Raw genomic sequence first — 16524 nt, forward strand, 5'->3', positions numbered from 1 at the left:
CTATCCTAAAATTTTTCATACACTATTCCTGTTAGTTGACTCTGTCCTAAATAGAAGGAGAAAGTGAACTTGTAAAAATAAGAGAATAAACCGGCTTGTTATTAATAATAAATATGTTTGTCTTTTGTATTCATTACACTTTAAAAGGATGTTCAAAAAGTCCATTAAAAATGACACGGCGAATTTCTGCGTTGGTTTGCTTTTCCGGTACTCACGTATGTTAAAGCATAGAGGAACTTCAGTTAAGACCGTCCACGTTCTGTGGACAACACAGAAGTCACCACATCCTGTGGAAGCCCGTTCCTCAAAGCGGCACCGCCTTGAACTTCTTGGTCCTATTTATCAAACTTTTTGAACACACACTTTAAGAAAAAGTTGTCTGCATGGCTAATTCTGTCATTACCAGCATGGCTTGATAGGCTTCTTTGATATCCTTTGCCTGGAAACGGACTTTTGTTGTGCCTGGAATCCACATTGTTCCCGGCATTAAGTTCGCCCATTCTGCCTGTCCGCTATTATTAAATTCCATTGTCAGCTCCGGGTTATCTGGAGGCACCAGCGGTTTTACAAGGCTGCGTTGATCGAGGGCCAGCTTAACTTTCTCTTTAAGCAGAAGCCCGGCTTTTTTTGGTGTTAAACTTTTTACGGATGACCTGGAAATAGTTTCTTTCACAGCAGCAGTAGTCACATTGGGTATTAATTTTTCTGCCTCTGCAGCTGCCTGATCATCTCCTGCCACGAATAAAACAGGCACATCATAATATCCGGCAAGATAGGCATTCATCCCCATTTCACCAATACAATGATCATTAATATAGAAATTCCGCACAGCATGTATCATGGAATGTGACATCACGCCATACTGTCCGGCTCTGGCATGATAGCCTACAAAAAAAGCGCCGCTATATGTATCATTTAATCCTTGCATCATTGAAAACGGTTTCACTTCTCCGGTTATTAAAAGCGCGTCCGGATGAATTTGATCAATGAGTAAATTATTCATCTTGGAATGACTGTCATTAACTAAAACTTCTTCCGCCCCGTAACCAAATGCTGCCTGAATGACATAATTTGCTTCCTCTGTCATGATTTTTCGGGCTCTTTCGTAATTATGCTTCCTCCAGTCTACAAATGTAGCATCCGGTAGTCCTGTTATTCCTTCCATATCAACAGACATATAAATTTTCATTTTCATCATCCAATCAAAATATTAGTAATTTTCTCTAAATATAGCATGTTTTTGCCAAAGTGAGAAGTGATATATTATAAAAAATTGAATTGTGATTCATTTCTTTTCCTAACTTTTTTTTCAGAAAAACGTATAGACTGCTATTTAAGCATGACATATTACTAATCGTATCTATTTAATACGAATTCAAAAAATAATTCTTTGTGCCTATATATGCTGTATAAAAATATATACTGCTGCCATTTAGAGCATTCTAACAAATCATTTGATCTTTAAAGTTTTGGTGTTCTTGCCAAGAAGATGTCCGCTCCGGGAAGCCGCTTTCCACGGGCAACGCCTCAGCCTCCTCGAAAGAAGACCACTTTCTGCGGGGTCTTCACCTGTTGCTTTTCCCGTAGGAGTCGGCTTCCCTCCGCTCCCATCTATGAATAAATATGCTTCATTTTGCTTTCTTACAAGAAATGAAACTAATGCAAGCGGACGTTTTTTTGGTGGAACGAATGATTGTAGTCCTAGTCCCATTGAAAAGAGTAGCGCGGAAATAAGTGTTCTTCTTTTTTATTTAGGAATATAAGCGACACTTTAGCTTTGGCTGCACCTATAGTTTGGGAGCCACAGAAAACGTAGTGTAGTTCTGGGCCTAATAAGATTGCTTACCCAATCAAAACCCGTTGGAACTGCTACCTTTTATATAGATTATAATAAATCAAAAAAAGATGTACCTGGATAAGGCACATCTTTTTTTCGATTTATTAATAATTAATTATTCAGTGATAAATTCATTTAATTCGACATTTTCCTCTACGCCTAATGGCTGAATTACGACACCATTTTCATCAATGCGTCTAATGTCTGCGCCAAGATTCGCTAATTTACCTACAATATCGACATATCCGCGATCTAAATGTTTTAATTCTGTAACCCGTGTGTAGCCTTCGCTTACAAGACCTGCAAGAATAAGTGCTGCTGCAGCACGTAAATCTGTAGCTGCTACTTCTGCACCTTGAAGTTCAGAAAGCCCTTCGATAATCACACTTCGGCCTTCAATTTTAATATTCGCATTCATACGGCGGAATTCCTCCACGTGCATGAAACGATTCTCAAATACCGTTTCTGTTATAACACTTGTTCCTTTCGCACATAACATCAATGCCATCATTTGTGATTGCATATCTGTCGGGAAACCGGGATGAGGTAATGTCTTGATGTCTGTCGATTGAATAGCCTCGGAGCCAATAACCCGTAAGCCGCCATCTTCATCTAAAACCTGAACGTTCATTTCCTCTAATTTTGAAACAACAGAACTCAAATGTTCACGTACAGCATTTTCTATTAATATGTTTCCATTTGTAATTGCTGCTGCAACCATAAATGTTCCTGCTTCAATACGATCTGGAATCATTGTATGTTCTGTACCATGAAGTTTTTCCACGCCAATAATTCGAATTGTTTCTGTACCAGCTCCAACAATTCTTGCGCCCATTTTATTCAGGTAGTTAGCTAAGTCAACAATTTCAGGCTCTTTCGCTGCATTTTCAATAATGGTTTTCCCCTCTGCTAATGCAGCTGCCATCATAATATTTTCTGTAGCTCCTACACTTGGCATATCTAAATAAATTTTCGCACCTTGAAGACGGCCGTTTGATTTTGCCTCTACAAAACCATTGCCGACATGAATGTCAGCGCCCATTGCTTCAAAGCCTTTTAAGTGTAAATCAATTGGACGTGATCCAATTGCACAGCCTCCCGGCATAGCTACCTTTGCGTGTCCATAGCGGGCTAATAACGGTCCCAATACAAGCACGGATGCACGCATTTTTCTTACATATTCAAATGGGGCTTCTGTTTCCAGCTTGTTAGAAGCGTCAATCATTACTGTATTCTCTGTTGAGTCAAATTCTACATTGGCATTTAAGTTTCGAAGTACTTCATTAATTGTGTATACATCTGCTAATACTGGCACTTCTTTAATAATACTTCTTCCTTCACTAGCAATTAAGCTAGCAGCAAGTACAGGCAGGACTGCGTTTTTAGCACCTTCTACACGTACAGTGCCTTCTAACTTTCGTCCGCCACCAACGATGATTTTTTCCATGTCATAAATCCCCTTCAGAATCTAATTTCCCTATTATTAATATTCATTGATCAGGATAGGTGTTCCTATCATAAAACTCATTTCCCCTTGACGATCAGTAACAGCAGCAATTTGCACATTTTTTGGGGTATTTTCCATGTAATAATACTGTTCCCATGTTTTTGTATACCCGTATGTACTTTTTTCAATCCTGGAATTTTCTATATTGTCATATTTAGTCGATATATGCTTTATATTAAGATACATTTTTGCTTTATTTACGAATACATCGTGATTCATTATACCACTACCTTGTACAGATAGACAAGTATATAGTTGTGACTCTTTTGTTAAATAATTCTTTAGTATAGCTTTTTTTTCTTCCTGATACTTTTGACTTATTTGATTGTCCCACTCAGTCCCGTGCAGTACAATAATTACTTCTGCCGATTCATTCTTATCCAAAGGAAGAATCACATTATATATTACGTAGAACGGATCGTTTTTGTGACGACTTTCAAAAGTATATTTCAAACGGTTTTCATCCTTATCCTCATACGATGTATACTTTTCTTTCAAGCTTTGAACAAGATGCTCCGCACGTTCTGTTTCCAGCTGTTCCTTCATTGTAACCTCCCAAAAATTAATAGCGAAATCGTACTCTTCTGCAAAAGCTGCCAAGTCTTCCATTTCATCTGCATGATAAGGCAGACTGAAGGCTTGATTGACTACAAAGCAAATAACAAGCAGTAAGCAAAAAGCCTGCTTTTTCAGTTGAACCGGATTTCGAAAGGCATGAAGGGGCCTTACTTTCGTAATGGGAAAATTAGAACTAAAAAGAATTCTATGAAACATAAAAAAACCTCCTATCAAATCTATTAATCTTAGTTTTGACAGAAGTGTTTATATCAATACATATTTATGAAAGAAAAAAGATACATTAAATCGCCTGACCATTGTAATATATCCAGAAAAAATCTGCTTACTCCTGTTCCGATAACAATCGTTATAAACAAAAGAAAAACTCTTGCTTCGGCAGTCCTTCCTTTTTTAAATATTGTTTCAATCCGAATCGCTGTGACTACTTTCCATGTCAGATAAATAAACATGATATGTGAAAAGATACTGATTAAAGCTAATTGCCCTGCTGAAAACATAGTAATCTCCTTTCTTTAAATGTTGACTTGAAATGCATTTTCTAAATGATTAAGTATACTGTAATAGCGGCCACTGCACCAATACAGACTGGGAATAAAGCTGGGACTGGGACTGCGACTGGGACTGCGATTACTCGCCCCACCGAAAAACATTTGCGATTACTCGCCCCATTGAAGGGCTTTTACGATTATTTGTCCCAATGAAAACCATGGAGATTACTTGCCTCGCCTAATACGTTTGTGCGCTGAAAACCACTGTACTGAATAATGTTTCATTTTATATTTTGTCTTATATTGCGGAATAATATTTTCAGTTAATCATTTCCCGGGAAATTATAACATATTTCGTTTTATTATTTCATTAACAAATACTATTCAAACGGAGACTGGCAAACATGCAGCATGACTTGTTATTTTGAAGCCCCTTATTCTGTGTATAAAATAAACTCCCTGTCCATTATTCCGGAAGGGAGTTTATTTGAATGTTTCATTTTATGATTTTGCGATTTCCAGACGATTAATAGCCCGTTTTAAGGCGTGCTCTGCACGAAATCTGTCTATTGTATCACTTTTATCCTGAAGACGTTTCTCTGCACGTTCTTTGGCTTGTTTTGCCCGCAGAATATCGATATGATCAGCTGTTTCAGCTGACTGTGCCAGGATAGTAACTTTATCCGGCTGTACTTCCATAAAGCCTCCGCTGATTGCAACCACTTGTGTATCACTGCCTTTTTTCAGGCGGGCGATACTAATCTGTAATGGAGAGACAAGCGGAATATGTTTTGGCAGGATACCTATTTCACCACTTTCCGCTTTACAGACAACCATATCAAAGTTATCTTCCAGAATCGGACCCTCAGGAGTGACGACACTTACTGCTAATGTACTCAATGTTTACCCCTCCTAACAGTTGAGGATGATTCATAATAATGCATCATCCTCAACTGTTTATCATTCCGAAGCTTTTGCTTTTTCAATTACTTCTTCAATACGTCCTACAAGACGGAAGGCATCCTCTGGAAGGTCATCGTACTTTCCTTCAAGAATTTCTTTAAAGCCTTGAACCGTTTCTTTTACTGGAACATAAGAACCAGGCTGCCCGGTAAACTGCTCTGCAACGTGGAAGTTTTGTGATAAGAAAAATTGAATACGGCGTGCACGGGAAACGACCAATTTATCTTCATCACTCAGCTCGTCCATACCCAGGATTGCGATAATATCCTGCAATTCACGGTATTTTTGAAGTGTCTGCTGTACTTCTGTTGCTACTCGGTAATGTTCTTCTCCGACTACTTCCGGATCAAGTGCCCGGGAAGTAGATGCTAATGGATCCACAGCCGGATAAATACCTTGCTCGGATAATTTACGATCTAAGTTTGTCGTAGCATCCAAGTGAGCAAATGTCGTTGCAGGTGCTGGATCGGTATAGTCATCGGCAGGCACATAGATTGCCTGAATAGATGTTACAGAACCTTTATCCGTTGAAGTGATACGCTCCTGTAATCGTCCCATTTCTGTAGCAAGTGTCGGCTGGTAACCTACGGCTGATGGCATACGTCCAAGAAGCGCGGATACCTCCATACCTGCCTGGGTAAAACGGAAAATATTATCGATAAATAGTAATACGTCCTGACCCTGTTCATCACGGAAATACTCTGCCATTGTAAGACCCGTCAATGCCACACGCATACGTGCACCAGGCGGCTCATTCATCTGACCGAATACCATCGCAGTTTTTGCAATAACTCCTGAGTCACTCATTTCATAATAAAGGTCATTTCCTTCACGAGTACGTTCTCCAACACCCGCAAATACGGAAATCCCGCCATGCTCCTGGGCAATGTTGTTGATTAACTCCTGAATTAATACGGTTTTACCTACACCGGCTCCACCAAACAGACCAATCTTACCACCTTTGATATATGGGGCAAGCAAGTCTACAACCTTGATACCTGTTTCCAGAATTTCTGTTTCTGTAGACAAATTCTCAAACTCTGGTGCTTCACGGTGAATTGGATCTAAGCGGGTACCTTCTGGCAACGGCTCATCTAAATCAATTTTTTCACCTAAAATATTAAATACTCGTCCTAAAGTAATATCTCCAACAGGGACAGAAATTGGTCGACCTAAATCTTCTACTTCTGCTCCGCGCTGGAAACCATCCGTTGAGGACATCGCAATGGTACGAACACTATGATCACCAAGGTGAAGGGCTACTTCCAGCGTTAAATCTTCACCTGACTGTTTACTGCGTACTACTAATGCATTATTTATAGCTGGGAGCTGACCGTCTTCAAAACGTACGTCAACGACCGGTCCCATCAGCTGTGTTATGCGTCCTTTCGTCATCTGTTTCCCTCCTAACTTAGCTTACCTATCTGTGTAACTATTCAAGCGCTGCTACGCCACCGACAATCTCAGTGATTTCTTGAGTAATAGCTGCCTGACGTGCACGGTTATATGAAAGTTCTAAATCACCAATCAGTTCATTTGCATTATCTGTTGCACTTCGCATTGCTGTCATACTGGCAGCATGCTCACTTGCTTTCCCGTCAAGCAGTGCACCAAAAATCAGGCTTTCTGCATATTGAGGTAAAAGCACTTCCAGAATTTCTTCCTGACCCGGGTCAAATTCATAATTAGATGAAGCTGCACCCTGATTCTCTATATGTTCAATAGGTAAAAGCTGTTTATTGGTGACCACCTGAGAAATGGCACTTACATAATGATTATAAATAATATGAAGTTCATCAATTTCCTGGTCGGCATACATTTGTACAGCTTCGGAAGCAAGGTTTTTCACATCTGCAAATGTAGGGTGATCTGACATTCCTAATATACTTTGAGTAACTGGAAGACCACGCTTACGGCAGAAGTCATAGCCCTTTCTTCCAATAACAATGATGGTATATTCATCCTTTGAGGAATGCTTTTTTTCAATGTTATTAATAAGATTTTTTAAAATATGGCTATTATAGGCTCCAACCAGTCCACGATCAGAAGTAATAATCAGATAACCTGTTTTCTTCACTTCACGTTTATTAAGCATTGGATGCTGTGTATCCGTATTGGAATTTGCAATACTGCTCACTACTTCCTGCAGCTTATCGGCATAAGGAACAAACCCGCGGGCGTTTTGCTCTGCTTTGGACATTTTGGATGCAGATACCAGTTCCATTGCCCCGGTGATTTGTTTCGTTTTCTTCGTAGAGTCAATTCTTCCTTTTAAATCTCTAAGTGATGCCAAGCTTTTCACCACACTTTCCTATAAGGAATGCGGGCCGAGTACTTTGGCTTACCGGCCCTTTTCACTTTTATCACGGTGTAACTGTCCGTTCATCTCCTGTTTTCAGATAGATAAAACAATTTGAGAAGGCAGAAAATCAGGTCAGTTCACACCTGGAATTATTCAACTGCAGCAGGAGATTGATAACATCCCCGCTGCATGAAGTCTCATTCTATTCACAGGCATCTTATTGGTTAGATGGTAAGAATGTATTCTTGAAGCTTTCAATTGCTCCGCTGAATTCTTTTTCATCTGGAAGATTACCTGTTTCACGGATTGTTGTGAAAATATCGTTTTGATTATTTTCAATCCAGATATTCATTTCTTCTTCAAAGCGCTGAATATCTTCAACAGGAATATCATCTAAGAATCCTCTTGTTAATGCATAAATAATTGCAACCTGTTTTTCAACGCCCATTGGTTTATGAAGACCCTGCTTCAATACTTCAACTGTACGTTGACCACGGTTAAGTTTTGCTTGTGTCGCTTTGTCAAGATCTGAACCAAATTGTGAGAATGCCTCAAGCTCACGGAATGATGCCAGGTCAAGACGAAGTGTACCAGCAACTTTTTTCATTGCTTTGATCTGTGCAGATCCACCTACACGAGATACAGATAAACCTGGGTTAATCGCCGGACGTACCCCTGAGAAGAATAAGTCGGATTGTAAGAAAATCTGACCGTCTGTAATAGAGATAACGTTGGTCGGGATATACGCAGAAATATCTCCTGCCTGTGTTTCAACAAAAGGTAATGCAGTTAAAGAACCGCCGCCTCTTGCATCACTCAGCTTAGCTGCGCGCTCTAAAAGACGTGAGTGCAGATAGAATACATCCCCTGGGAATGCTTCACGGCCTGGCGGACGGCGAAGTAACAGGGAAAGTTCACGGTAAGCAACCGCTTGTTTTGATAAGTCATCATAAACAACCAGAACATGCCTCCCGTTATACATGAACTCCTCACCCATTGCTACACCCGCATATGGTGATAAGTATAGTAATGGAGCCGGATCAGATGCACCTGCAGTTACAACGATTGTGTAATCTAATGCACCATGTTTACGGAATGTTTCTACTGTAGCACGGACAGTAGATTCCTTTTGACCAATTGCGACATAGATACAAATCATATCCTGATCAGCCTGGTTCAAAATCGTATCGACAGCAACCGTTGTTTTACCTGTTTGACGATCACCGATAATTAACTCACGCTGTCCACGTCCAATTGGCACAAGTGCGTCAATCGCTTTGATACCTGTCTGTAATGGTTCATCAACAGATTTACGATCCATTACTCCCGGTGCCTGTGCTTCGATCGGGCGGCTTTTAGATGTTTCAATCGCTCCTCTTCCGTCAATCGGCTGACCAAGCGGATTTACTACGCGTCCTAAAAGTTCCTCCCCAACCGGTACTTGCATAATACGGCCTGTGCGACGAACTTCGTCACCTTCTTTAATGTCTTCGTAAGGTCCAAGAATAACGATACCAACATTACTTTCTTCTAAGTTCTGAGCTAAGCCCATAACTCCATTGGAAAACTCAAGCAACTCTCCGGCCATTGCATTATCAAGTCCGTGAGCACGTGCAATACCGTCTCCAATTTCAATAACTGTTCCAACATCAGTAACTTCTATGTCTGAATCAAAATTTTCAATTTGTTTTTTTATCAGCGTACTAATTTCTTCAGCATTAATGCTCATACCATTTCACCCCTATCATCATTTATTAGCAGACACAATACTACGGGAGATTCGATCTAGTTTCCCTTTTACCGTACCGTCATAAATCGTATTTCCAACTCTGATTTTCATCCCTCCAAGAACGGAAGGGTCGACGATATTGTTCAGTTGAACTGCGCTTTTACCTAACCGGACTGCAAAAGAACGCTCTAAATGATTCTTTTCCTCATCCGATAATTTGCGTGTCGAATATACTGTAGCATCTGCCACTCCTTTTGCATCATTTACTAAAGAAATGAACTCGTCGATAATGGTTGGAATGATCGTTGTCCGATGGCGATCCACAAGTAATTGAAGTGTATTCAAAAGGGTTTGATCTATCCCTTGGAATGCTTCAATTACAAGCTGTTTCTTTTTTGCATTATCAATTTTTGGATGCGTCAGGAATTTAGCTAATTTTTTATCATTCTGAAAAACAGGCTGTACAATTTTAAAATCTGCGACAAACTGTTCTAATTTTTGCTGTTCTGCTGCAAGGCTGAAAAGAGCATCTGCATATCGTTTTGCAACTACTACATTACTCATCGCTCTTCTCCTACCTCTTTAATGTATTCGTTGATCAACTTCTCTTGATCCTGCTCGCTTAATTCTTTCTCTATTACCTTGCTTGCGATCAATACAGATAGAGATGCCACTTTATCTTGTAATGCCTGAATCGCTCTTTCTTTCTCGTTTTGAATATCTGCCTGAGCAGCTTCTTTAATGCGTTCTGCTTCTTTCTTCGCAGCTGCAATAATCTGCTCCTGCTGACTGGTGCCTGCTGATTTTGCATCTTCAATCATTTTTTGAGCTTCTGCTCTAACTTGATTTAATTGATCAGCCGCTTCTTTAGAAGCTTTTTCGGCTTCAGCTCTGCTTTTTTCGGCTTCTTCAATTTCACTCGCCACATACTGCTCCCGCTTTTCCATCATATTCATCAATGGACCCCAAGCGAATTTTTTCAATAATGCAAGAAGTATCAGGAAGAATAATAGCTGAACCAGCATATCTGGCCATCTTAATCCACCCACGCTTGCACCAACTGTTAATAAATCAATGTATGAATGCACGAACTCCACTCCTTTCGCTAAGACATTATCCTTAAACCAGAGAAAAAATTATTTCCTTCCTCATCTGGTCTATTTTCACACGGTAAACCCGCATAAACTGCTAAAATTGCTGTGCTTGCATAAAGGAATGGCGAAGATTCCATAAAACGAACTTCGCCATTATATTTCTAAAATGCGGTTTACTGGAAAAATGCCATAAATGCGATAACCGCTGCGATAATTGGAATCGCCTCAACAAGTGCTACCCCGATAAACATTGTTCCTTGAAGCGGACCTCTAAGCTCCGGCTGACGGGCAATACCCTCAACTGTTTTACTTACGATTAAACCGTTACCTACACCAGCACCCAGTGCTGCTAAACCTATTGCTATTGCTGCTGCTAAAGCTCCCATGAATAATTTCCTCCTTTTTATGTGTAAACCAATAAATTATAATTTTTATTTAATGGTCTGCGTTCACTTTGTGAGACATATAAACCATTGTTAACATAACGAATACATACGATTGAATGGCACCAATAAACACACTGAATCCTTGCCATGCCAGCATCGGTATAGCCGCTCCCAAGAACCCGAATATGCTTGATGTAGCCATCCCAACTAAAAGACCTAATAAAACTTCACCAGCATAAAGGTTACCAAACAGACGCAGACCCAACGTTAATGTATTTGTGAATTCTTCCACTATTTTAAATGGCAACATAAACGGTACTGGACTTACGAATGTCTTTAAATACGCTTTCGTTCCTCGAACTTTTATACCGTAGTAATGTGTCAGTACAATAATCATTGTTGACAGTGCCAAAGTCAGACCCGCATCTGCAGTAGGAGACTTCCACCATAAATCGTGTCCAACAACTCCAACAGTAGCTACTCCGACAAGGTTACTCACTAGAATATAAAAGATGAGTGTTAATCCAAGCGGAAGAAAAACTCTTCCTGTTCTCCAATCCATATTGTCTTTTATAATGCCCCGCACAAACTCTACTGCCCATTCCATAAAGTTTTGCAATCCTTTAGGCTTCATTTGCAGTTTTCTGCTTCCCCATACACAAAAAACAAAAACGATAAGTGACACGATAAAAGTCATAAACACATTTGATAGATTTAAATCAGCACCTGGTATCCCAAAGATATCATGTACTATTGGATTTTCATGATTCAAGATTATCACCCCTTTACTAAAACTATTTGTAAGTAAAATGGAATACTGGAAGGACTAATCTTCTTTCCTTTTACGCATGGCAATTTGATAAACAATGACATCTACCGCCATCATTAGATAAGAAGAAACAATCCCAAAAATTACAGCATACAGATGAAAATACTCTTCAAAACGAATAGCTACGACGACTGCCAAGACTGCAGCAGCCATCCTGGAAAAGGTACCTAAACCAGTTCTGGCTTTTTCGCCTGCCGCAATTGTTTTCCCAAGTTTTTCCGACTTGTATTGCAGTAACCACAAGTTATAAAGACTAATACTACTACCTAGAATTAAACCGAGAAAGATCCGGGTATAGGGTAGAAATCCAGCGCAAAGTACTAAGATTGCTAACCAGTAAAGCATCCATTTTCGCTGACGGATAATCATATTATCAAAATTAAACATTATTGCTGCTTCACTCCTAATGCTGCCCGTCAACTAGATACATCACTATCTCAGAACATAAGTTTGCATCCGTTTTCAATCAAGTTGGGGAATTTCTTGCTAGGCAATACTACTTGTAGTCTTAGATGCGGAGGTGTTACATACTATTTGCATCTATGTATAGAAAGCAGAGAAATGCTGTCAGCATCCTATAGAAAGCATAAAAAATTCATATGGGCTCTACCTGCTCTCCCTTTTTCTCCACACTAAATAAGTTTACAATACGCCTGTAACAGTTGTCAATGTGTATAACGCAATATACGAGGTATTTCTCAAACCGTAATAAATTGCTTCAAATCAAGCTTTATGCTAATTAAATAAGCACTTGTGAATCCCTTTTCCGGCAGAGAGATTCACAAATGCTTCCAGTTCAATTTGACAGTTTTGTGAACTTGCCTTTTTGACTAGAAAAAAGCGTCGAATTCCTGTTCAGTTTACTGTATAAAAATCATCGTTTCGACCTGTTCAAATTTTCCGTTTTCAAGCTCAGCAGTAATTAATGCAAGATAATATCCGGACGCTCCGGCTTCTTCTTTGCTGAGGACTCCCTCGTGCATTCCTTCTTCAAGCTCTGCTTCTTCAAGCAGCTTCCGTTCAAATACGAAAGTCTCCGGCTGGTACAGGTTAATCTCCAGGCTCTTCACCGGTTCTGTTAAGTAATATTGATACTTATAATTTTCGTTTTCGAAGGGCTCCAGGTAAAATTCAAAACCAGCTGTTTTAGGCTGATCTGCCTCCTGATTTACAATAATGTATGGCAGAGCATAGTTTTTCTCGTCCGCTCTGAGCGTAAGCCATCCTTCATGAACACCTTCTTCGAGCCGGTCCCGGTTCATTGACAGCTTCAGCGTTATTTCCTTTTGTTCTCCCGGCTGGATAGTGAAGGTCTGCGGAAGCCCCCACACTAAACCGTCTTTTCGTTCCGGTGTTTCAAAATAATATGTTTGTTCTTTCTCCGATTTATTTTCTATTGTTACCGATTCGGTAAACTCTTCCTGGTAGCTGTTCAGCTTCCCAAATTCCAATTGCGGGTCATAGATAATTGCGGGAGTGTTTATTGCATTATCCAGCTGCAGGACTCCCATTCCCTGAGTCGTTGCATTTAACGGGGCCCCGTTTTCTTCAAAAGGCTGTGCAGTTGTTTTAAGAGCACCGATCAGCTGCTTGTCTGTCCAGTCTGGGTGTGCCTCTTTCAAAACAGCAAAGGCTCCTGCCACATGAGGGGAAGCCATGCTCGTTCCATCCATTGCCTGATATCCTCCTGGAACAGTACTCCAAATACCAGCTCCGGGGGCGGAAATATCCGGCTTAATCGCCCATTGGACGGCAACCGGTCCTCTGGAGCTGAAGGGAGCAATTGTTAGTACGTTGTCTTTTTGAGCAGCATCGATAAAATAAGTACTTTGATTTATTTGCGACTGCAGCCACTCTCCCTCTTCCTTTTGAATAGAAGCAACCGGAATATTTACAGGCTGCCGGTTATTCTGAACGGATGCCTGCAAAGGACCGGACTCCGAATTATAGATAATTAAAGCCTCCGCTCCCATACTTTCAGCCTGCAGCGCCAATTCAAAGAAAGGAATTTCCTTACGCCTGGTTAAAGCAATTTTCCCGCGCATGGATTGTCCCTGTTTCATATTATCCATATCTATCATCTGATAAGAACGGTTCAACTCCCATGCAGGAGCTCCTACAGCTTCTACTAAAGAAATTTCCTTCTTTTCAAATGTATCAATAAGCACAGGATTCTTCTGTGGTGTTGTGGATGCTCCTACGGATACAGACCGGTCTGCTGTTGCCGGTGATCCGACTGTCCATGCGTCGGGCCCGCTGTTTCCGTTGGCAATCACCACAATAATCCCAAGCTCACTGGCACGATTAACGGCAATACTTGTCGGGTAATCAGGAACATTTACGTCATTTCCTAATGAAAGGTTTATAATATCAACCTCATCTTCTATCGCCTTTTCCATAGCAGCTAGTACTTGTACGGTAGAGCCTGTCCCTCCAGGTCCCAATGCACGATATGCGTAGATTTCTGCATCTGGAGCTACACCTTTCATATCCCCGTCACCGGCAATGATTCCTGCAACATGCGTTCCATGTGAGGTGGCTGGGCCTTCCTCCGGCGTTGTTTCCATCGGCTCATCATCAAAATCGACGAGATCATAGCCGCCCTGATAATTCTTCTCTAAGTCAGGATGATTATAATCAATCCCTGTATCAATAATACCCACCTTCACTCCCTTACCGGTGTAAGCTGTTTTATTCAAATCATGCGCTTTAGACTTGGAAGGGTCCATCTTTTCAACTACATCCGCATTATCAGTCTGGAAAGGCAAAGCTTGATAGGTTTGATTCTGATGAAATGCCTTTATCTGTTCTATCGAACCCAGCCCGGATAATTGTTCTGCTTTCCCTTCCACTGCCAGCCCCTTAAAAACAATATCGTAAACCGCTACCACTTCCACAAATGGATGATAAGCTTCTATTTCTTCTTTTACTTTATCAGGGTCGCCTTCCACTTCAATAATGAGTGTTTGCTTGAGCTCTTCGGCATGCGTATCATTATCAATCTGCATCTGCGTTAAAATCAAGCAGACAGCAAAAAAGCATATTATCTTTTTCCACATAACATCTCCACCTCTGTAGAGTAGTTTTCGTGGATCGATGTTATTTTATGCAAATTTTTAAACCTTTAAAGTTATACACAACGTGCTTAGAGGATATTTTCTGATGTTTATCCACAGGAACGGAAGCTGTGATTTTCTGCTGGATATAAAAACAGACTGAATACTATTATCCAGTCTGTTTTTCATTCTGTTATTTAGTTCCAAATAAACGGTCTCCCGCATCTCCAAGACCAGGGATAATATAACCATGGTCATCAAGCCGTTCATCTAATGCTGCTAAGTAAATATCCACGTCCGGATGTTCTTCCTGCACTGCTTTCACGCCTTCTGGAGCGGCAATCAGGCACATCAAACGAATGTTTTTGGCACCGCGTTTTTTCAAAGCACCGATTGCATCATTTGCTGATCCGCCTGTTGCGAGCATTGGATCAATTACGATAAGCTCACGCTCTTCAATATCATTCGGTAATTTGACATAGTATTCTACCGGTTTCAATGTTTCTGGATCACGGTATAAGCCAACATGTCCAACTTTTGCTGCCGGGATTAATTTCCGCACACCATCTACCATCCCTAAACCAGCCCGAAGAATAGGTACTAATCCAAGTTTTTTACCAGATAATACTTTTGATTTTGATGTTGTTACAGGTGTTTCTACTTCTACCTCTGTTGTTGGTAAGTCTCTTGTAATTTCAAATGCCATTAGCATTGCAACTTCATCCACAAGCTCGCGAAATTCTTTTGTTCCTGTATTTTTATCACGAATATACGTTAATTTATGTTGAATTAACGGATGGTCAAATACAAATACATTACTCATGCCGATCACTCCTTAAAATTATATATCGTTCAAATTGTACTGAAAATCATGTGGGCTTTCAAGTTAATATTCTTATCGTATTATTAATAGTTTATTTTAAAAATTTTAATTTCCTTTTTATTATCGCTTTGATTTGTGGAGAAATCAAGTTGGTATTACTTCAAAATAAATAGATATGCTTTGAATTAAAAATGCTTTTCTGGCCGGCGCTCCGGAAATACACTACGCTGGTTGTAACGTCTAACTAAAGATTGTTATCTTTCACTCAACTTTCGCACCTAAGAATAAACATATAAACCTTGCTGTTCCAGGATGTACATGGTCTCTATTAACATGCTTGCTTTTAGTTAACTCATCTTTTTATTTTTTGAGAAGGTTATTGTGTATAGCTTCCGCTCCGGCCAACCACTCCGCTTTCCATGGGGACGGCTTCAGCTAACTTGAAAAGAAACCCGCTTTTCAAGTGGATCTTCAGCTCGCCCTGTTCCCATAGGAGTCTACGTGGTTGGCCTGCGCTCTAATAGGATTCTACAGCGCATGGAAGAAATAATATCCTGATGAAGTTAGATGAAATCATCGTTTTAGCCTAAATAAACAATCATGCTGGTGTTTCAAATGGTTTTTAACAGTTCAAATCATGACAGTATGAATAATTCATATCGAGAATAGCTTTCATGCATCAAAAATAAGGATTGCTGAGCATTTTTTATCATGCAACACGAAAGTTTGTACTGTCGGATCTACCTTTTATTTATTCAGTTATTTCAGTATAGAATATCCTGCCAGCGGAGGCGGACCGTTTTGACTCCTGAGGGATTAGCACCATCTGAAGATCCACTTTTGCCAAGTGATCTTCTTGGCAAAAGTTAGCTGAAGAGCGTGCCCCTAGGAAAGCAAAACGGTCCGCCGTAGCGGTGGCCTTACACTTTAC

General features: G+C 40.3%; 15 protein-coding genes. All 15 read right to left on the reverse strand.

Going from position 1 to position 16524, the window contains the following annotated elements; genetic code table 11:
* Positions 1-364: 364 nt before the first annotated feature.
* The 15 genes from BN1068_RS07490 to upp all read right to left on the reverse strand — a co-directional run bounded on the left by BN1068_RS07490 (position 365) and on the right by upp (position 15593).
* Positions 365-1189, reverse strand: a complete 825-nt coding sequence (locus tag BN1068_RS07490) for a M55 family metallopeptidase (protein WP_077602233.1) — start codon at positions 1187-1189, stop codon at positions 365-367.
* 763 nt (positions 1190-1952) lie between these two features.
* Complete coding sequence (gene murA, locus BN1068_RS07500; protein WP_077602235.1) at positions 1953-3284, reverse strand: UDP-N-acetylglucosamine 1-carboxyvinyltransferase; 1332 nt, start codon at positions 3282-3284, stop codon at positions 1953-1955.
* A 36-nt stretch (positions 3285-3320) separates the two neighbouring features.
* Positions 3321-4118 (reverse strand): YwmB family TATA-box binding protein, encoded by a 798-nt coding sequence (locus BN1068_RS07505; protein ID WP_077602236.1) that lies wholly within the window; start codon positions 4116-4118, stop codon positions 3321-3323.
* 53 nt (positions 4119-4171) lie between these two features.
* Positions 4172-4420: a DUF1146 family protein gene (locus tag BN1068_RS07510; protein ID WP_077602237.1), complete on the reverse strand. Its 249-nt coding sequence runs from the start codon at positions 4418-4420 to the stop codon at positions 4172-4174.
* Positions 4421-4912: 492 nt separating this feature from the next.
* Positions 4913-5311, reverse strand: coding sequence for a F0F1 ATP synthase subunit epsilon (locus tag BN1068_RS07515; RefSeq protein ID WP_077602238.1), 399 nt, complete (start codon positions 5309-5311; stop codon positions 4913-4915).
* 60 nt (positions 5312-5371) lie between these two features.
* The gene (gene atpD / locus BN1068_RS07520; protein ID WP_077602239.1) at positions 5372-6769 is read right to left on the reverse strand and encodes a F0F1 ATP synthase subunit beta; all 1398 of its coding nucleotides are present in this window, start codon (positions 6767-6769) and stop codon (positions 5372-5374) included.
* A gap of 37 nt (positions 6770-6806) precedes the next feature.
* Positions 6807-7667, reverse strand: a complete 861-nt coding sequence (gene atpG / locus BN1068_RS07525; protein WP_077602877.1) for an ATP synthase F1 subunit gamma — start codon at positions 7665-7667, stop codon at positions 6807-6809.
* Between the two features lie 226 nt (positions 7668-7893).
* The gene (atpA, locus tag BN1068_RS07530) at positions 7894-9405 is read right to left on the reverse strand and encodes a F0F1 ATP synthase subunit alpha (RefSeq protein WP_077602240.1); all 1512 of its coding nucleotides are present in this window, start codon (positions 9403-9405) and stop codon (positions 7894-7896) included.
* Between the two features lie 18 nt (positions 9406-9423).
* Complete coding sequence (locus BN1068_RS07535) at positions 9424-9969, reverse strand: F0F1 ATP synthase subunit delta (protein ID WP_077602241.1); 546 nt, start codon at positions 9967-9969, stop codon at positions 9424-9426.
* A complete protein-coding gene (locus BN1068_RS07540) occupies positions 9966-10493 on the reverse strand; it encodes a F0F1 ATP synthase subunit B (RefSeq protein ID WP_077602242.1) in 528 nt (175 codons plus the stop codon). Before BN1068_RS07540 ends, BN1068_RS07535 begins: the two co-directional genes overlap by 4 nt.
* Before the next feature lie 179 nt (positions 10494-10672).
* Positions 10673-10885: a F0F1 ATP synthase subunit C gene (gene atpE / locus BN1068_RS07545; protein ID WP_077602243.1), complete on the reverse strand. Its 213-nt coding sequence runs from the start codon at positions 10883-10885 to the stop codon at positions 10673-10675.
* Between the two features lie 49 nt (positions 10886-10934).
* A complete protein-coding gene (gene atpB, locus BN1068_RS07550) occupies positions 10935-11657 on the reverse strand; it encodes a F0F1 ATP synthase subunit A (RefSeq protein ID WP_077602244.1) in 723 nt (240 codons plus the stop codon).
* Between the two features lie 54 nt (positions 11658-11711).
* A complete protein-coding gene (locus BN1068_RS07555; protein ID WP_077602245.1) occupies positions 11712-12101 on the reverse strand; it encodes an ATP synthase subunit I in 390 nt (129 codons plus the stop codon).
* Positions 12102-12574: 473 nt separating this feature from the next.
* The gene (locus BN1068_RS07560; protein ID WP_077602246.1) at positions 12575-14773 is read right to left on the reverse strand and encodes a S8 family serine peptidase; all 2199 of its coding nucleotides are present in this window, start codon (positions 14771-14773) and stop codon (positions 12575-12577) included.
* A gap of 190 nt (positions 14774-14963) precedes the next feature.
* A complete protein-coding gene (gene upp / locus BN1068_RS07565) occupies positions 14964-15593 on the reverse strand; it encodes a uracil phosphoribosyltransferase (RefSeq protein WP_077602247.1) in 630 nt (209 codons plus the stop codon).
* Between the last annotated feature and the right edge of the window lie 931 nt (positions 15594-16524).

This window comes from Oceanobacillus sojae (genome assembly GCF_900162665.1).
Lineage (GTDB): Bacteria > Bacillota > Bacilli > Bacillales > Amphibacillaceae > Oceanobacillus > Oceanobacillus sojae_A.